The following is a 17,211-nucleotide window of genomic DNA, read 5'->3' on the forward strand; positions in this document are numbered from 1 at the left end:
CCACCGAACGGCGCTCCCACCTGGGAGCGCCGTTCCGCGCGACCCGATGCATCGCTCCAAAGCCCCTAAAGTAGCTGCAAAGCACTTCTTACCGGCGCTTAACAGATGTGCTGGCATAGTTCTAGGGGGCGGGAGATCCCGCTTCGCGCACAACGGGGGGAGCCGACTATGCGCGTCCTCATCGTGCCCATCACCGACACGGAGACCGAACTGGCCGACATGGTCGCCGAGGGGCTGAGGGAGGAGGGCATGGCCGCCGACGTCGCCCACGGGGCGAGCGACGACGCGGATCTACTGCTCAAGACGGTGCGCGAGTACGACGTGCTGATCATCGAGCGCGACGCGCCCGCGCTCGCCGCGAGCCGTACGCGCGACCTGCTGGCCGAGTCGCCGGCGCGGATCCTGCTCATCGAGGCCGCCGGGTGTCACCAGTCCCCGGTCCGCGCCGACGCGCGCCTGTCCAAGCCGTACACCTATCCCGAACTGCTCACGCAGGTGCTCGCCCTCGGCGTGGCCGGAGGGCATAAAGTCGCGACGTGAGCACTTCACCCGATCTCCCCCCGCAGCCCCCGCCGCTCGCGCTGATCGAGGAGGGGGCCAAGAAGTCCGGTGTGCTGTGGATCACGCTGGACGACCGGCCGAGGCTGGCCTGGCACGCCTGGCACGACGGCGCGATCTACGTGGTCACCGGCGGCGCGGAGCAGTCGCTGCCCGGCCTGGCCGAGTCCGGCCGGGTGCGGGTCACCCTGCGCAGCAAGGACAAGGGCGGCGAGCTGGCCGTCTTCGAGGCCGCCGTGGAGGTCGTGGACCAGTCGGCGGCCGACGCCGCGCCCGCCGTCGCGGCCCTCGCCAAGGAGCGCCTCAACGCCCCTGACGGGCCCGCGATGACCGCCCGCTGGGCCGCCGAGTCGCAGGTCGTCCGGCTCGTTCCTGAGGCCGCCTAGCCGTACTGACGGGCCACCGCGGGCTCGGCCGCAGGCGCCACGGGCGCCGCGGCGGTGACCGACTGGGCCAGCAGGGCGCCGCCGATCACGATCAGGCCGCCGATGATCTGGAACGGCCCCAGGGCCTCGCCGATCAGCAGCCAGGCGACCACGGCCCCCGCGATGACCTCCAGTGTGGACACCGTGGAGCCGACCGCGGCCGACAGCCGCCGGACCGCCGTCACGCTCGCGATGTAGGCGAACACCGTGGCCACCACGACCATCCAGGCCGCCGCCGCGAGGGCGGGCAGCGTGTGGCCGCCGACGGTGGCCGCGCGACCGAAGGCGGTCCAGTCGATGCCCCACGGACGGGCCAGCGGGACGAGTGCGACGGCCGCGCCCGCGAGACCCCAGGCGATCACGCCGAGCGGGTCCACGTCGTCGCCCATGCTGTCGCTGAGCAGGAAGTATCCGGCGGCACAGGCCGCCGCCCCGGCGCCGAGCAGCAGGCCGACGCCGTCCAGGCGCATGCCCTGCCACACCTCGACCACGACGCACAGCCCGCCGAACGCGACCACGGCCCCGACGTACGCGGTCCGCGGCAGCCGTACCCGGCGCACGAAGCGGACCCACAGGGCGACCAGTACCGGCGCGGTGAACTCCATGAGCAGCGCCACTCCCACCGGCAGGCGGGTGATGGCCTGGAAGTAGAACGCCTGCGCGCCCGCGACCGCGACGATCGCGTACGTGGCCACCATCGGCAGCCTGCCCAGCGGGATGCGCAACGCGCGCGGGCGGACGATCGCCAGCACGGCGAGCATCACCACTCCCGCGCCCGCCATCCGCACCCAGACCGCCTCGGTCGGCGTCAGCCCCACCGCGCCCAGGAACTTCGACATCGGACCGGAGAAGCCGAAGCAGCAGGACGCTAAGACCGCTATGCCCAGGCTCACCTTCTTCATCAGCCGCGCACCCCATGCTCCCCCGGCGGCCGCGCGACGACGGACCGGTAACCAGTGAACTAGCTGTTTGATACTGTCACACGAGGTCAACCTGCGGCAATCCCCGGATTTTGTCCGGGTTTCGGATCAGCCAGATCGCGGTGATCCGCCCGTCCGCGATGTCCAGAACGGTCACAGAGTCGGGCACGCCCTCCCTGGACATGACCACCGCAGGGCTGCCGTTGACGTGCTCGTACCGCACATCGAGCCGGCCGACCACGTCCCGCACGCTCACCAGGAACCTGGCGATCTTGTCCGCGCCGGAGATCGGCCGCAGCGCGGCCCGCACCTTGCCGCCGCCGTCGCTCCACATGGTCACGTCCGGGGCCAGGAGTTCCATCACCGCGTTGATGTCGCCGCCCATGCTCGCGGCCACGAACCGCGCGGTGACCCGCTTGCCGACCTCCTCCGACGCCTCGAACCTGGGACGCCGCGCGTGCACGTGGGCCCGCGCCCGGTGGCCGACCTGACGTACCGCGGCCTCACTGCGCTCCAGCGCCTCGGCGATGTCCGGATAGGAGAACCCGAACGCCTCCCTCAGCACGAACACCGCCCGCTCCAGCGGCGACAGGCTCTCCAGCAGGACCAGCACGGCCATCGACAGCGAGTCGGCCAGCGACTCGGCCGCCGCGACGTCCTCGGCGATGTCCGGCGAGGTCAGCAGCGGCTCCGGCAGCCACGAACCGACGTAGGACTCCCGCCGCACCGCCGCAGAGCCCAGCCGGTTGATCGAGAGATTGGTCACGGTCCTGGCCAGGTAGGCCCGTGGGTCGCCGACCGGGCCGGTCACCTCGTTCCAGCGCAGCCACGCGTCCTGAACGATGTCCTCCGCGTCGGCGACGCTGCCCAGCATCCGGTAGGCGATGCCGAGGAGCATCGGGCGGTGCTCCTCGAAGACCCCGAGCCTGTCCGTCACCTTCGCGAGGCTACGACACGCCCCCGGGGACACCCGGCCGGGGCGGGCAAAGAATCCTTTGAGCCCGCGGTCCAGCGCGTGAACCGCCCCGGCTTCTAGGCTGCCGATGTGCGGGTCTTCATCGCCAGGCTGGCGGGGACAGCGGTCTTCGACCCGGCCGGAGATCAGATCGGGCGGGTGCGCGACGTGGTCGCCGGGCTGCGCGCCGCCGCCCCGCCGCGCGTGCACGGCATGGTGATCGAGATGCAGCCCCGACGGCGGGTCTTCCTGCCGATCACGCGGGTCAGAAGCATCGAGCCCGGCTCGGTGATCTTCAGCGGGCGGATCAACACCCGCAGGTTCGCCAAGCGCGCCGCCGAGACGCTGGTGATCGGCGAACTGCTCGACCTCACGGTGACCGTCAAGGGCGAGCGGGTCACCGTGCTGGACGTCGCGATGGAGGAGTCCCGCGGGTCGGAGTGGATGATCACGAAGGTCGCGGTGCTGACCGCCGGACTGCGCAGCGCGGGCGGGCTCGGCCTGCGCAGGCGCGGGGTGACGTCGGTCGTGGACTGGGAGGAGGTCCAGGGGTTCGGGGCGGTCCAGCGGGACCAAGGCGCGGCCAACCTGATCGCGGCCTTCGAGTCGCTGCGCGCCGCCGACCTCGCCCACGCCCTGCAGGAACTTCCCGGCAAGCGGCGGATCGAGGTGGCCACCGCCCTGGACGACGACCGGCTCGCCGACGTGCTCGAAGAGCTGCCCGGCCCGGACCAGGTGGGCATCCTGGGGCGGCTGGACACCGAGCGCGCCGCCGACGTACTGGAGGCGATGAACCCCGACGACGCCACGGACCTGCTGCAGGACCTCCCGCCGGAGCAGGCCGAGGTACTGCTGTCGATGATGGAGCCGGGCGAGGCCGAGCCGGTGCGCAGGCTGCTCACGTACGCCGAGGACACCGCGGGCGGCCTGATGACCAGCGAGCCGATCGTGCTGCCGCCCACCGCCACCGTCGCCGAGGCGCTGGCCCACATCCGCCAGAGCGACCTGAGCCCCGCCGTGGCCGCCCAGGTCTTTGTGACCCGCCCGCCCACCGAGACGCCCACCGGCCGGTACCTGGGCGTGGCCCACTTCCAGCGGATGCTCCGCGACCCTCCGGGCACGCTGCTGGGCGGCGTGCTGGACGGCTCGCTGGACCCCATCAAGCCCGAGCTGAGCGTGCCCGAGGTGACCTCCTACCTGGCGACCTACAACCTCGTGGCGGCCCCCGTGGTGGACGAGCTGGGCCGCCTGGTGGGCGCGGTCACGGTGGACGACGTACTGGACCACCTGCTGCCGGAGGACTGGCGGGAGCGTCAGGAGCCGGTCCATGACGACTGACCGGCCCGACCGGCCCGACCGCGCCGAGCGGATCCGGCACGCCGACCGGCTGGACCAGCCGCGCGCGCTGCGGCGTACGGTGCGCCTGCACTACGACCCCGAGACCTTCGGCAAGCTGTCGGAGCGCATCGCGCGGTTCCTCGGCACGGCGCGGTTCCTGGTCTACATGACCGGGTTCATCGTCGTGTGGGTGCTGTGGAACACGCTCGCCCCGGACACATGGCGGTTCGACGAGTACCCGTTCATCTTCCTGACTCTGATCCTGTCGCTCCAGGCGTCCTACGCCGCGCCGCTGATCCTGCTGGCCCAGAACCGCCAGGACGACCGCGACCGTGTGCAGTACGAGCAGGACCGCATGGTCGCCGAGCGGAACCAGGCCGACACCGAGTACCTGACCCGCGAGCTGGCCGGGCTGCGCGTCGCGCTGGCCGACGTCGCCACGCGCGACTTCCTGCGCGCCGAACTACAGCGCCTGGTGGAGGACGTACGGGCCAGACCCCGGTGAGGACGGGGAGCGCTCAGCAGACCTCTGCGGGCAGCAGCTTGCCCAGCAGCGAGGCGCACTGCCGCAGTTCCTGCGGTTCCAGCACGTCCAGGAAGCGGGTCCGGATGCCGCGCAGGTACGTGGGCGCGGCCTCGGCCAGCCGGGCCTCGCCCGCGTCGGTCAGCACGGCGTACAGGCCCCTGGCGTCGCTCGCGCACGCCTCGCGCTCGACCAGGCCCTCGCGCTGCAGCCGGTCGATCAGCCGGGTCAGGCCGCTGCGGGACAGCAGCACCCGGTCGGCGAGGTCGTTCATCCTCAGCCGCCGCTCGGCGGTCTCCGCGAGCTGGTTGAGGACGTCGTAGGAGGCCAGCGGAAGATCGTGGGCCACCATGAGATCGATCTCCAGGAGCCGGGTGACTCGCACCTGGACACGCTGGAGCATGCGCCAGACCGCCAGATCCTCAGGGGAGGCCGCGCCTTCCCCCGGCTGTGCGTCTTCTGCCGTCACAGTCACCCGTCAATCCTAGGACGTTCCCCCCCTTCCAGGCGGATGTGGACGAATTCCCGCGGCATGAGGTCGCATACCATGGACTCATGGCACCAACCCCGGAGCAGGTGACAGCCGCGCTGGCCACGGTCAACGACCCAGAGATCCGGCGACCGATCACCGAGCTCGACATGGTCAAGAGCGTTGACATCTCCCCCGAGGGCGCGGTCCGCGTCGGCGTCTACCTCACCGTCGCCGGCTGTCCCATGAAGGACACGATCACCCGCGACGTCACCGCGGCCGTCGGCAGGATCGAAGGCGTCCGCGGGGTGACGGTGGAGCTCGACGTGATGAGCACCGAGCAACGCAAGTCGCTCCAGACCAAACTCCGGGGCGACCGTGGCCCGGAGAAGGAGATCCCGTTCGCCAAGGCGGGCTCGCTGACGCGGGTCTTCGCGGTGGCGAGCGGCAAGGGCGGCGTCGGCAAGTCCTCGGTGACGGTCAACCTGGCCGCGTCCATGGCCGCGAGCGGCCTCAAGGTCGGCGTCGTGGACGCCGACATCTACGGCCACTCGGTCCCCCGCATGCTCGGCGTGAGCGAGCGGCCGACCAAGGTCGAAGACATGATCATGCCGCCGGTCGCGCACGACATCAAGGTGATCTCGGTCGGCATGTTCAAGCCGCCGGGCAACACCCCCGTCGTGTGGCGTGGCCCGATGCTCGACCGCGCCCTCTACCAGTTCCTTTCCGACGTCTACTGGGGCGACCTCGACGTCCTGCTGATGGACCTGCCGCCGGGCACCGGCGACATCGCCATCTCGGTCGCGCAGCGCCTGCCGTCCGCGGAGATCCTGGTGGTCACCACCCCGCAGCAGGCCGCCGCCGAGGTGGCCGAGCGGGCCGGGTCCATCGCGAGCCAGACCCACCAGCAGATCGCCGGCGTCATCGAGAACATGGCGTGGCTGCCCTGCCCGCACTGCGACGAGCGGATCGCGGTGTTCGGCGAGGGCGGCGGCCAGGCGGTGGCCGACGGGCTCACCCGCACGCTGGGCGCGCGCGTGCCGCTGCTCGGCCAGGTCCCGATCGACCTGCGGCTGCGCGAGGGCGGCGACGAGGGCAAGCCGCTGGTGCTCACCGACCCCGACTCCCCGGCCGCGGCCGAGCTGCGGCGCATCGCCACGGGCCTCAGCCGCAAGGGCTCCAGCCTGAAGGGACGCCAGCTCAACCTGTCCCCCGCCTGATCGGCGATGCCGGAGACCGAGCGTCTCATCCTGCGCCCGCTGACCGGAGACGACTTCGCCGACTACGCCGCCATGCTGGCCGATCCCGAGGTCGCCGGAGGGCTCGCCGAGAGCGTCGGCGGTTCACCCGCCGACGCCTGGCGCAGCCTGGCGATGTTCATCGGCCACCGGCAGATCCGGGGCTTCTCGCACTGGGCGCTGATCGAGAAGTCCACCGGCCGGTTCGTCGGCCGGGCGGGGCCGTGGCAGCCGCACGGCTTCCCCGGCCTCGGCGTCGGCTGGTGCCTGGCCCGTCCGCACTGGGGCAAGGGCTACGCGACCGAGGCGGCCCGCGCGGCCGTACGGCACTGTTTCACGGTGCTGGGGGCGAGCGAGGTCGTCTCGGTGATCCTGCCGGGCAACCGGCGTTCCGTCGCCGTCGCCGAGCGCATCGGCCACCGGCACCTGCGCGACCTGACCTACCGGGGGCGGCGCGTCCACCTGTACGGCCAGCAGGCGCCCCCGGCCTGAGGCCCTACGTGGGCAGCGGCCGGTCCGCCACGACATGCGGGGCCGCCGTACGGCCACTGGGCCTGTACGACCTCCGCCACCCGGGCCTGGAAGTTCGAGTGCGGCCGACTCGCCTACAGCGCCTCAGGGGCAGGCCGGACGCCACCGTGGTCGGCGTTGGGCGGCCTGCTGGTGGCCGGTCACTTCGTGTGAGGTCTCAGGTCGCCTCGTGGTCGTAGGGCGGGATCTCGCCGTAGCCCAGCTCGTCGAGCGCGCCGTTGGAGGCGCCGACCGGGTCGAGGACGTCGACCGGCGTGTCGCCGGGCTTGCGGGACCAGTCGTCGTCGTCTTCGAACAGGTGCTTCCTGACGAAGTTTCTGGGATTGAGGTCGGTCGGGTCGAAGTCGGCGAACTCGGGGCCCAGCCCCGACCTGATGTCGTGCTTGGCGTTGTTGGCCATCCGCCGCAGGTTACGCAGCGTGCGCCCGGCCTGGGAGGCGGCCTGCGGCAGCTTCTCCGGGCCGAAGACTAGCAACGCGATCACCACGAGCACCACGACCTCGAAAGGGCCGAGTCCGAACATCGCGATCTCCTACCGCCAGCCGACGGGACCGGGTTTGACCCGGCCCCGTTCTCCAGAGTAATGGCCCGGCTTGATGCGCGGTACGGTCAGGACGGCTGTGGCGAGGGCACAGCCCCTGCGGCCACGGTGACCGTGGTGCTCTGCTCCTTACCGCCGCGCTGGAATTTGACCGTGATCTTCTCTCCCGGGGCCTTGCTGCGGATCTGCACCATCAGCTCCTCGGCGTTCTGCACCGGGCTGCCGTCCAGCTCGGTGATCACGTCACCGGGGCGCAGCCCGGCCTTGTCGGCGGGGCCGCCCTTCTCCACCGGGAGCTGGCCGCGGTCGGCCTGGGACGCGATGCGCACGCCCTGCCCCTGGTACGAGGTGTCGATGCTGATCCCGATCCGGGAGGTCTTGGCGGTGCCGGTGGTGACCAGGTCCTCGATGACCCGGCGGGCGTGGTTCATCGGGATCGCGAAGCCGAGGCCGATGCTGCCGCCCTGGCCGCTGGTCGGCGAACGGCCGAGCGTGGCGATGGCGGAGTTGACCCCGATCACCTCGCCCTTGCCGTTGACCAGCGGGCCACCGGAGTTGCCGGGGTTGATCGCGGCGTCGGTCTGGATGGCGTTGATGTAGCTGGTGTCCATCACGCCGCTCTCGCCACCGGCGACCACCGGGCGGTTGAGCGAGCTGACGATGCCCAGCGTGACCGTGCCGGACAGGCCGAGCGGCGAGCCGATCGCGATCACCTCGTCGCCCACCACCATGCTGTCGGAGTCGCCCAGCGCGACCTCGGCCAGGCCGAAGGTCTGGTCCGGCTTGAGCACCGCGAGGTCGGAGCCGGGGTCGCGGCCCACGATCCGCCCCGAGGTGGTCTTGCGGTTGCTGAACTGCAGGGTGATGGTCGCGCCCTGCGAGGCCGGGGCGGCGACGTGGTTGTTGGTGACGACGTAGCCGCCCTTGACCAGGAAGCCCGAGCCGCTGGTGCCGCCCTCCGCGCCGCCGCTGATCTCGATGGAGACGACGCTCGGCAGCACCCGGGAGGCCACTCCGGCGACCGACTCGGGGGCGCGCTCGACCCGGCCGGTCGGCGAGGCCCCGAGGCTGTAGTCGGGGTCGGTGCCGTCGCTCCCGCCACGGGTGACCAGGTAGGTGCCGATGCTGCCCGCGGCCCCGGCGACCAGGGCGATCACCACGGCGATGGCGGCCAGCGCGGCCACGCCTGGCGTACGCCTGCCGGGGGCGGGGCCGCCGCCCGGAGGGCCGCCGGGCGGTCCCGGCGGCGGGGGCGGCGGGGCCCAGCCCGGCCCCATGCCGAAGGCCCGGGTGGGCGGCGGTGGCTGCGGCCGGCCGCCGTAGCGGCCGGAATCGTAGCCCTGGCCCTGCGCCGGGCCGGGCTCGCGGCCTGGGTACGGCGTGGGCCCGGTCATCGGTGCGATGTTCGGGAACGCCGAGGTGTCGCCGGAGGGGTTGCCCCAGGAGCCGGTGCCGCTGCCGGTGTCGGTGTCGCGGTGCTCGCGTACGCCCTCCGGCGCGGACCCCGGCGCGGCGAAGTCGGGCGCGCCCGCCCCGGGCGTGCCGAGGCCCGCCGCCCCCAGGTCCCCCCAGCCCGGCGAAGGCGGCCCGTCGTCGTACCCCCCAGAGCCAGGGCCCGGACCCGCAGAGCCGGGCCCCGCAGAGCCGGAGGGCCCGGGACCGGAGGCTCCGGCGGGCAGGAAGTCCGGCCGGGCGCGTTCCGGTGTGTGATCGGTCACATCGGCCGGCGCCTCCCCGGGGCCCTGCTCCAGATGGTCCGGCTGCTGGTCCGACGGCGCGCGGCCCTCACCTTCGCGGGCGGCGGCCTCGTTCCGCTGCTCGTCGGTCATCGATGCCTCACTACTCCGCCTCACTACTCCTCGGCTCTTGGCGCAATTGTTCCCACGGCCGCATACGGGAGACGTAAAAGGGACCTGCCGGGATGCGCCCCGGAAGAGGCCTTTTGCCCGGCTGGTCCTCAGGCGAACGGGCTGATCCAGGAGAGCAGGCGGTCGGCGCCACGGCAGACCTGCTCCCAGGCGCCGATGCCCTCCTCGTGCGGCAGCGCCCCCACGGCGGCGTCGACCAGGTCCGCCGGGGCGTCAGCGACGACCGTGTAAACATGCTCCCCACTCGCCCAGACCACTTGCTGTGCCGCGGCCTCGAAACCCGCGAGGCCACGGATCCAGATCGTATGCCCGCCGCGCGATCGCGCACGCCAACCCGCGAGGCGGGACTCGTCCAGGGTTCCACGCTGGACGAATATGGACACTACCGACAGCCCATCAGAGTAGCCGAGATGAAGGTAACCTTCGGCGGTCTCGCCCGCGGTGAACAGTTCCAGGCGGCCGGGCAACGCGGGCGGCACGTCCCAGCCGCGTTGCCGGAGATATCCGACCTGGCCGGGAGAGGGCCCGCCGTCGGTGAGCGACCCGCCGTACCACGCGCGGCCGGACATCCACGGCGCCGGCCGCTCCTGCGGCACGCTCAGCTCGATGAAGGCGTCGGCCCTGGTCAGCGTGCCCCGGCCGTCGAAGACCTCGCGGCGCAGCAGCACGCCGCTGGCCTCGTCCACCAGGTAGCGGGCCGCGGGCGAGCCGTCGGCGCGGGTGGCCTGCACCACGCGGCCGGTACGCCCGCAGGCGGTGCCGGTGCCGACGGTCTCCACCCGGTAGTTGCGGGCCAGCACGTCGAGCATGCCGTCGAACGGCGACACCAGCCCCGCCGCCGGGGAGCCGGGATCGACCTCGGCCGCGAGCGTGCCGGTCTCGGCGCGGACCGTCAGGCCCTCCCCTGGAACGTTCCTGACGTGCGTGAGCGCCGAAGAAGGCCCGCTCGCGCCCCAGGTCGTGATCAGGCGGGTGCCGGCGTAGGACCGGGCCCGGCCCGCGTACGCCGCGTCGCGCAACAGCCCGATGCCGGTGTCGTCGCCCTCCGCCGCCTCGCGCGGCGGCCCGCTCACCGGGCCGCCGACCGGGTGCGCCGCCACCAGGACGAGCAGCACCACGGCCGCCACGACCACGGCGGCGGGCAGGCGCCTCACTTGACGGGCCGTGGTGTCCGGGTCGGTGTGGGGGTGGCGTGCGGAGTCGGGTGCACGGGCTCGGAGAAGCCCGGCTGGACGTAGGGCGCGGTGGTCTTGTGCTGGTTGGCGAACCGCTCCATCTGCGGGACCACCGGCGGCGCCGAGCCGAGCCCGCCGACCACGAACATCGTGCCGAAGGCGACGGCGGCCGAGGCCATGCCGACCGCGACGTATCCGGCGCGCCTGGCCCGGCCGCCCCTGGCCGTGCTGTCGGCGCGGTTGTCGGGTCTGGCCCGGCCGCGGCCCCGCGGGCGGTTGTCGGGCGGCGAGATGGAGTGCATGCCGGGGATCGGCACGCCGCCGAAGGTGTGCGAGGCGTCGGGGAAGGGCCGGATGCGCGGCGGCAGCGGCCCTCCCGGCTCGGACATGCGCAGCAGCGACATGGTGAGGTCCGCCGGCATGGCGGGCCCGTCGAGCGCGCGCAGCCTGGACTTCAGCGCGCGCAGCGCCTCGACCTCGGCGCGGCAGTCGGCGCAGAAGGTGAGATGGGCGAGGGCGCGGTCGCGCTCGCTGTGCCCGAGCTCGCCGTCCACCAGCGCGGAGACGCGTTCTCCCAAGTGGCTCATGCCAAATCCTCCCCAGAGGTGGCGGTCGGGGGGACTTGTTCGGCGCGCGGGGCGCGGTGCTCCAGCGCCTCGCGCAACTGTGAGCGGCCCCGGTGAATCCTGCTGCGGACCGTGCCCAGCTTGACGCCGAGCGTGGCCGCGATCTCCTCGTAGGACAGCCCTTCGATGTCGCACAGCACGACGGCCGCGCGGAACTCGGGGGCCAGCGCGTCGAGCGCCGCCTGGATGTCGGGCTCCAGGTGGGCGTCGTGGTAGGCCTGCGCGGGCGAGGGCTCGCGCCCGGTCAGCCGCTCGGCGGCGTCGTCGCCCAGGCCCTCGAACCTGATGCGCTGCCTGCGCCGCGCCATGTCGAGGAACAGGTTGGTCGTGATCCGGTGCAGCCACCCCTCGAACGTGCCGGGGGTGTAGCTCGACAGGGACCGGAAGACCCTGACGAAGACCTCCTGAGTGAGGTCTTCGGCGTCGTGCACGTTGCCGGTCAGCCGGTAGGCGAGCCGGTACACCCGCGCCGAGTGCGTCCGGACGACCTCCTCCCAGGTCGGGGGAGTCCATCCCGACACGGGAGTCTCCGCCTGGTGGGCGTCGTCCACCGGCACTCCTCTCTCCGGGACCACCGCTATCGCCATAGTGCCTGGTTTCGTCCCTTCATGCGCACTGAATGCCTTGCCGACCGGCAAAGGCCGCTTAAACCGTGCAACGCACCGGGGGTCACATGAGTTCCCGTTCGCGCTTCCCTCCCCTAGGCTGCGACCAGCCACCAAACAGTGCGTACGGCGAAAGCAGGGAGGAGAGGCCAATGGGCGGGACGCCGAAAAGTCCGGTGGAGGCCACTCTGGCCTATGCCCAGGAGTTCCATCCCGAGGACGACATCCTGCGTGCCGCACGCCGCCGCGGCGAGGAGGTGGGGGCGGCGCCGATCATGCCGGGCGGCGGGGCCGCGCTGTGCTTCCTGGCCTCCGCGATCAACGCCAAGGCCGTCGTGGAGATCGGCACCGGCTGCGGGGTGTCCGGGCTCTGGCTGCTTCGCGGCATGCGTCCGGACGGCACGCTGACCAGCGTGGACGTCGAGCCGGAGCACCAGCGGCTGGCCCGTGAGGCGTTCTCGCAGGCGGGGTTCGCCGGGGGGCGCACCCGGCTGATCGCCGGGCGGGCGCTCGACGTGCTGCCCAGGCTGGCCGACGGCGGGTACGACATGGTGTTCGCCGACGCCGCCAGGCACGAATACCCCGACTACCTGGCCGAGTCGGTCCGCGTCCTGCGCGTGGGCGGCATCGTGGTCTTCGACCACGCGCTGTGGCAGGACCGGGTGGCCGACCCCGCCCAGCGCGACCCGGACACGGTCGTGATCCGCGAGCTGGGCAAGCTGGTGCGCGGCGACGACCGGCTGCGCCCGCTGCTCATCCCGCTCGGCGACGGCCTTCTGGCCGCGGTGAAGATCGCCGGCTAGAGGGCTTCGAGGGCCGGGCTCAGGAGTCGAGCCAGCGCAGCAGCGCGCGGACCCCGAAGCCGGTCGCGCCCTTGGTGAACAGGCCGTCGTCCACGACGCTGCGGCCGGTGCCCGCGATGTCCAGGTGCGCCCAGGGCCGCCCGCCGGTGAACTCCCGCAGGAACAGCGCCGCGGTGACCGACCCCGCGCCGTACGTCGTGCCGGACTCCACGTTGGCCAGGTCGGCGATCGGGGACTCCAGGGCGGGCCGGTAGTCGTCGATCAGTGGCATCCGCCACATCCGGTCGCCGCTCTCCTCGCCCGCCGCGGTCAGCGAGCGCGCCAGCTCCTCGTCGGAGGCGTAGAGACCGGCGTGGCTCGGGCCGAGGGCCACGTTGATGGCCCCGGTGAGGGTCGCGACGTCGATGACGGCGTCGGGCTCGAGCACGGCGTCGGCGTACGCGAGGGCGTCGGCCAGCACCAGGCGGCCCTCGGCGTCGGTGTTGAGCACCTCGACGGTGCGCCCGCCGTACTGGGTGATGACGTCGCTGGGCCGCTGGGCGGTGCCGGACGGCATGTTCTCGGCGGCGGCGACCAGGCCGGTCACCCGGGCCCGCACGCCGCGGCGGCGCAGCGCCGACAGCACCGCGATCACCGCCGCGCCGCCCGCCATGTCGGTCTTCTGGGACTTCATGTTCGCGGTCGGCTTGAGGGACAGGCCGCCGCTGTCGAAGGTGATGCCCTTGCCGACCAGCACCACGTGGCGGCCGTCGTCGCCGCCCTCGGGGCGGTAGGACAGCTCGATCAGCCGCGGCGGGCTCGCCGAACCCTGCCCCACCGCCAGAATGCCCCCGAAACCGCCCTCACGCAGCTCCTGCGGGCTCCACACGCGCACGGTGACCCCTTGGTCGGCCGTGTGCTCCACGGCCCTCTCAGCGAGCCAGGCGGGCGTCTTGACCGAGGCGGGGGTGTTGGCCAGGTCTCTGGCGATGGCGACGGACCGCGCGACCAGCTCGCCCGCGCGTACGTCGTCGGCCACCGCACCGGGCTCGGCGGCGACGAACTCGACCCGCCCGACGGCCTTGCCGCGCTGCTCGCCGATCCGGAAGGTGTACGCGCCGAGCAGCGCGCCCTCCGTGAACGCCGACACCGGCCCGGCCGCGGGCAGCGTCACGCTCACCGACTCATGGCCCTTGGCCCGGCGGACCACGGTCGCGCCCGCCTTGCGCAGGGCGTCGGGACCGGCGTCGCCCGTGCCGTACAGCAGGACGCGGCCCACCCCGTCACCGCGCGCCACCGGGGCCTCCACGATCTCCCCCGGCTCCCCCTTGGCCTTGTGGTGGGCGAGCAGATCGCGCGCGGGCACCGGGAGGCCGGGCACGTCAGGGTCGAGATCCGCGGTGTAGGGGACGGCCAGCAGGGGCGCGTCCGCCGCCGGGCGGCCGGCGATGGAGATCGTGGTCTGGATGGGCACCTTGCCTCTACTCCTACGGTCGTGGGCGGCGGCGTGCGTCGCGGAGGTGCGGCGGGCGGGCCGGAAGGGAGGGCCCGCCCCAACATCAACGGCCCCGGCGCCGACCACCCGAGCGGCGGGGATGGTCCTGCGGCCAGGGCCGTCGATCAGGTCTGGGTGCCGGTGTCAGCCGACGACGTTCTTCAGCGCGTCGCCTAGTGCGCTGGCCTCGTCCGCGGAGAGTTCGACGACCAGCCGGCCGCCACCCTCCAGAGGGACCCGCATGACAATGCCCCGCCCTTCCTTGGTGACCTCCAGCGGACCATCGCCGGTCCGCGGCTTCATCGCCGCCATGCGTGCATCCCTTCCTGCCTTTGGACTCCGCGGTCGCGATATCCGGTCTTCCCGATAGGGACGGCCGGCGCATTCACGTCTTCTGGATGTCCTATTATCCCGCCTCTCGGTGGCTACCGGGTAACGATCTCCTCCCAGAATGCGTTGTCGGGCCCCCTCCGGAGGACCAAACTGGTCCTCGTGAACGCCCGCGCCGCGCTATTCGATCTGTACGGGGACCACCTGCGTTCCCGGGGCGGCCGTGCCTCGGTCGCCGCTCTGGTACGCCTGCTCGCGCCGCTTGAGATCGCCGCTCCCGCCGTGCGGACGGCCATCTCGCGCATGGTGCGCCAGGGGTGGCTGGCGCCGATGCGGGTGCCCCAGGGGCCCGGCTACGCGGTGACCCCCAAGTGCGTGCGCCGCCTGGACGAAGCCGCACTCAGAATTTACCGGCCCGGAACGATCTCCTGGCCGGGAAAGTGGCACGTCGTGGTGGTCGAGCAGGTGCGCGACCGGCCCAAACGCGAACGCCTGCGGGCCGACCTCGCCTTTCTCGGTTACGCTCCGCTGTCGGAGACCACCTGGATCGGTCCCCGTCCCTCCCCCGAGCTGGCCACGCTGCTGACCGCCGAGCAGGTCCACGCCGACCTGTTCGAGGCCGCGCTGGACGGCGACCCGCGCGAGCTGGTCGCCCGCGCGTGGGACCTGGCGAGCATCGCGGGCGCGTACGAGCTGTGGCTGTCCGGGGCCGCCGAGCTGGTCGGCGCGGTCCCCGGCGAGGCCCCCGACGACCTGGTCTTCGCGGTGCGCAGCAAGCTGGTCCACGGCTGGCGCAACTTCCTGTTCCGCGACCCCGGCCTGCCCGCCGAGCTGCTCCCGCCCGCCTGGCCCGGGGAGAAGGCCCGTAGCTTCTTCGAGCAGGAGGCGGCCCGGCTGCTCCCGGCCGCCGCCGCCTTCGTCGACCGCAACCTCGCCGATCCGCAGGAGAACCAGTGACCATCCGCTACGACGTCGGGTCCGGCGTCGCCACCGTCACCCTCGACCGCCCCGAAGCGCTCAACGCCCTGATCGCCTCGATGAAGGCCGATCTGCTCGCCGCGCTGACCAAGGCCGCGGAGGACGACGCGGTCCGCGCGGTGCTGGTGACCGGCGCGGGCAAGGCGTTCAGCGCCGGCCAGGACCTCCGCGAGCACGCCGGCAACCTGGCGGCGGGCAAGGGCCTGGCGGGCACCGTGCGGCGGCACTACAACCCGATCGTGCGGACCATCACCGAGATGGACAAGCCGGTCATCGCCGCGGTCAACGGCGTGGCGGCGGGCGCGGGCGCGTCCCTGGCCTTCGCCTGCGACCTGCGGATCGCGTCGGAGAACGCGAAGTTCGCGATGGCGTTCTCGGCCATCGGCCTGGCCCCCGACTCCGGCGCGTCGTGGACGCTGCCGCGGCTGGTCGGTCCCGCGGCCGCCGCCGAGCTGCTGATGCTCGGCGAGGCGGTGTCCGCCGAGCGGGCCAGGGAGCTGGGGCTGGTCTCGCGCGTGGTGCCCGCAGAGGAGCTGGCCGCGGCGGCCCGCGAGCTGGCCGTACGCCTGGCGGAGGGCCCGACCCGGGCGTACGCGGCCACCAAGCGCGCCCTGGCCTTCGGCGCCGCGCACACCCTGTCGCAGACGCTGGACCTGGAGGCCGACCTCCAGGACGCCTGCGCCGCGACCGCCGACCACCAGGCCGCCACCACGGCGTTCGTCGCCAAGGAACGCCCGGTCTTCCACGGGCGCTGAGCGCGGCTCAGGTCTGGTCTCGCGCCCAGCAGTCGGTCAGGTGGTCGTTGACCAGGCCGATCGCCTGCATCAGCGCGTACGCGGTGGTCGGCCCGACGAACCTGAACCCATGGGCCCTCAGCTCCTTGGCCAGGGCCTTGGAGCCGGGGGTCTGGGCGGGCACGTCGGCGGCGGTCTTCGGGGCGGGCGAGTCGGGGTCGGCGTACCGCCACACCAGGTCGGACAGGCCGCCCGGCACGTCGAGGGCGGCGCGGGCGTTGGCCACCGCGGCCTCGATCTTGGCCCGGTTGCGCACGATGCGCGCGTCGCCGAGCAGCCGCTCCACGTCGCTCTCGGTGAACGCCGCGACCCGCGGGATGGAGAACCCGGCGAACGCCTCCCGGAAGCCCTCCCGCTTGCGCAGGATGAGCAGCCAGGACAGCCCCGACTGGAACGCCTCCAGGGTCACCCGCTCGAAGACCTTGTCATCGCCGCGGACCGGGCGGCCCCACTCCTGGTCGTGGTAGGCGATGTAGTCGGGGGCGGAGGTGGCCCACCCGCAGCGGACCGGATCGGCGGGGGACGCCGTCACTTGGCCTCCTCCACCTGCTCGCCTTCGCGGGAGTCCTGGGGCTCCTTCCGGGGCTCCTCGTGGGGCGGCTCTACCGCGTTCTCTTCCCGGGGCAGCTCGGGCGGCACCTCGGGGCCCTCGGGCCGGTGCTCGACGCGCGGGTGCGGCTCGCCTCCCGCGCGGCCCGCCTGGGCCTCCTGGCGGGCGTGCAGCCGGTGCGCCAGCAGCTCGGTGACCCGCTGCTCCAGGACCGCGATCCGGGTGTCCCTCGCGCTGATGGCCCCGGCCGCGCGGTGCAGCGTCTCATCGACGGTCTGGGTGTGATAACCCACCAGGCTGACCGGGAGCTGCAGGGCGACGAAATCGACGGCGGCGAGCTGTCCGGCGGCGGGCAGGTCCAGCGGCGGGACGTCGGGCGGGAAGTCCTGCATCTCACCGCCGCGGCCCGTGGCGACCATTACCACGCCGCCCAGGATCGCCAGGGCGGCGAGGGCGAGTACGACCAGCACATACGAATCGTGCCACAATTCCCCGATGGTCGGGCCTTGT

Annotated in this window: 21 protein-coding genes; 9 read left to right on the plus strand and 12 right to left on the minus strand. The window is 72.9% G+C overall.

The window, feature by feature from the left end; genetic code table 11:
- The first annotated feature begins 168 nt into the window (after positions 1-168).
- Together DP939_RS18470 and DP939_RS18475 are read left to right on the plus strand one after the other, a co-directional pair.
- Entirely contained in the window at positions 169-540 is a 372-nt protein-coding gene (locus DP939_RS18470; RefSeq protein WP_113981967.1) for a response regulator, read from the plus strand.
- On the plus strand, positions 537-944 hold the full coding sequence (locus tag DP939_RS18475) for a hypothetical protein (protein ID WP_113981968.1): 408 nt from the start codon (positions 537-539) through the stop codon (positions 942-944). Before DP939_RS18470 ends, DP939_RS18475 begins: the two co-directional genes overlap by 4 nt.
- Here the strand turns inward: DP939_RS18475 and DP939_RS18480 are convergent.
- The gene (locus tag DP939_RS18480) at positions 941-1,885 is read right to left on the minus strand and encodes an EamA family transporter (protein WP_113981969.1); all 945 of its coding nucleotides are present in this window, start codon (positions 1,883-1,885) and stop codon (positions 941-943) included. The genes DP939_RS18475 and DP939_RS18480 overlap by 4 nt on opposite strands.
- A gap of 76 nt (positions 1,886-1,961) precedes the next feature.
- Positions 1,962-2,840: an RNA polymerase sigma-70 factor gene (locus DP939_RS18485; protein ID WP_225878339.1), complete on the minus strand. Its 879-nt coding sequence runs from the start codon at positions 2,838-2,840 to the stop codon at positions 1,962-1,964.
- Positions 2,841-2,948: 108 nt separating this feature from the next.
- Here DP939_RS18485 and DP939_RS18490 point away from each other — a divergent pair, with 108 nt between their 5' ends.
- Together DP939_RS18490 and DP939_RS18495 are read left to right on the plus strand one after the other, a co-directional pair.
- The gene (locus tag DP939_RS18490) at positions 2,949-4,196 is read left to right on the plus strand and encodes a magnesium transporter MgtE N-terminal domain-containing protein (protein WP_225878340.1); all 1,248 of its coding nucleotides are present in this window, start codon (positions 2,949-2,951) and stop codon (positions 4,194-4,196) included.
- Positions 4,186-4,701, plus strand: a complete 516-nt coding sequence (locus tag DP939_RS18495) for a DUF1003 domain-containing protein (protein ID WP_113981970.1) — start codon at positions 4,186-4,188, stop codon at positions 4,699-4,701. The genes DP939_RS18490 and DP939_RS18495 overlap by 11 nt, the downstream gene beginning before the upstream one ends.
- 13 nt (positions 4,702-4,714) lie before the next feature.
- Here DP939_RS18495 and DP939_RS18500 read toward each other — a convergent pair whose 3' ends face one another.
- Positions 4,715-5,194, minus strand: a complete 480-nt coding sequence (locus tag DP939_RS18500) for a MarR family winged helix-turn-helix transcriptional regulator (RefSeq protein WP_225878341.1) — start codon at positions 5,192-5,194, stop codon at positions 4,715-4,717.
- Between the two features lie 80 nt (positions 5,195-5,274).
- On the opposite strand from DP939_RS18500, the gene DP939_RS18505 reads away from it, so the two are divergent.
- Both DP939_RS18505 and DP939_RS18510 read left to right on the plus strand, forming a co-directional pair.
- Positions 5,275-6,408: an Mrp/NBP35 family ATP-binding protein gene (locus DP939_RS18505; protein WP_113981972.1), complete on the plus strand. Its 1,134-nt coding sequence runs from the start codon at positions 5,275-5,277 to the stop codon at positions 6,406-6,408.
- A gap of 6 nt (positions 6,409-6,414) precedes the next feature.
- The gene (locus DP939_RS18510; protein WP_113981973.1) at positions 6,415-6,918 is read left to right on the plus strand and encodes a GNAT family N-acetyltransferase; all 504 of its coding nucleotides are present in this window, start codon (positions 6,415-6,417) and stop codon (positions 6,916-6,918) included.
- Positions 6,919-7,114: 196 nt separating this feature from the next.
- On the opposite strand, the gene DP939_RS18515 is transcribed toward DP939_RS18510, so the two are convergent.
- From DP939_RS18515 to sigE, 5 genes are all read right to left on the minus strand, one after another.
- A complete protein-coding gene (locus DP939_RS18515) occupies positions 7,115-7,480 on the minus strand; it encodes a sec-independent translocase (RefSeq protein WP_113981974.1) in 366 nt (121 codons plus the stop codon).
- Positions 7,481-7,566: 86 nt separating this feature from the next.
- Entirely contained in the window at positions 7,567-9,327 is a 1,761-nt protein-coding gene (locus DP939_RS48720) for a S1C family serine protease (RefSeq protein WP_113981975.1), read from the minus strand.
- Positions 9,328-9,455: 128 nt separating this feature from the next.
- Positions 9,456-10,520, minus strand: a complete 1,065-nt coding sequence (locus DP939_RS18525) for a hypothetical protein (protein ID WP_113981976.1) — start codon at positions 10,518-10,520, stop codon at positions 9,456-9,458.
- Entirely contained in the window at positions 10,517-11,128 is a 612-nt protein-coding gene (locus tag DP939_RS18530) for an anti-sigma factor family protein (protein WP_113981977.1), read from the minus strand. The genes DP939_RS18525 and DP939_RS18530 overlap by 4 nt, the downstream gene beginning before the upstream one ends.
- Positions 11,125-11,754 (minus strand): RNA polymerase sigma factor SigE, encoded by a 630-nt coding sequence (gene sigE / locus DP939_RS18535; protein ID WP_113981978.1) that lies wholly within the window; start codon positions 11,752-11,754, stop codon positions 11,125-11,127. Before sigE ends, DP939_RS18530 begins: the two co-directional genes overlap by 4 nt.
- A gap of 170 nt (positions 11,755-11,924) precedes the next feature.
- Between sigE and DP939_RS18540 the strand changes: the two genes are divergently transcribed.
- Positions 11,925-12,575 (plus strand): O-methyltransferase, encoded by a 651-nt coding sequence (locus DP939_RS18540; RefSeq protein ID WP_113981979.1) that lies wholly within the window; start codon positions 11,925-11,927, stop codon positions 12,573-12,575.
- A 19-nt stretch (positions 12,576-12,594) separates the two neighbouring features.
- On the opposite strand, the gene DP939_RS18545 is transcribed toward DP939_RS18540, so the two are convergent.
- Both DP939_RS18545 and DP939_RS18550 read right to left on the minus strand, forming a co-directional pair.
- Positions 12,595-14,028, minus strand: coding sequence for a leucyl aminopeptidase (locus DP939_RS18545; RefSeq protein ID WP_113981980.1), 1,434 nt, complete (start codon positions 14,026-14,028; stop codon positions 12,595-12,597).
- Between the two features lie 165 nt (positions 14,029-14,193).
- Complete coding sequence (locus DP939_RS18550; protein WP_083502187.1) at positions 14,194-14,361, minus strand: DUF3117 domain-containing protein; 168 nt, start codon at positions 14,359-14,361, stop codon at positions 14,194-14,196.
- A gap of 180 nt (positions 14,362-14,541) precedes the next feature.
- Between DP939_RS18550 and DP939_RS18555 the strand changes: the two genes are divergently transcribed.
- Both DP939_RS18555 and DP939_RS18560 read left to right on the plus strand, forming a co-directional pair.
- A complete protein-coding gene (locus DP939_RS18555; protein ID WP_113981981.1) occupies positions 14,542-15,336 on the plus strand; it encodes a PaaX family transcriptional regulator in 795 nt (264 codons plus the stop codon).
- Positions 15,333-16,112, plus strand: coding sequence for an enoyl-CoA hydratase-related protein (locus DP939_RS18560; RefSeq protein WP_113981982.1), 780 nt, complete (start codon positions 15,333-15,335; stop codon positions 16,110-16,112). Before DP939_RS18555 ends, DP939_RS18560 begins: the two co-directional genes overlap by 4 nt.
- 7 nt (positions 16,113-16,119) lie before the next feature.
- On the opposite strand, the gene DP939_RS18565 is transcribed toward DP939_RS18560, so the two are convergent.
- Complete coding sequence (locus DP939_RS18565) at positions 16,120-16,683, minus strand: DNA-3-methyladenine glycosylase I (protein ID WP_113981983.1); 564 nt, start codon at positions 16,681-16,683, stop codon at positions 16,120-16,122.
- The gene (locus DP939_RS18570; RefSeq protein ID WP_113981984.1) at positions 16,680-17,189 is read right to left on the minus strand and encodes a hypothetical protein; all 510 of its coding nucleotides are present in this window, start codon (positions 17,187-17,189) and stop codon (positions 16,680-16,682) included. Before DP939_RS18570 ends, DP939_RS18565 begins: the two co-directional genes overlap by 4 nt.
- Positions 17,190-17,211 lie beyond the last annotated feature (22 nt).

It is taken from the genome of Spongiactinospora rosea (assembly GCF_003315795.1).
Classification (GTDB): domain Bacteria; phylum Actinomycetota; class Actinomycetes; order Streptosporangiales; family Streptosporangiaceae; genus Spongiactinospora; species Spongiactinospora rosea.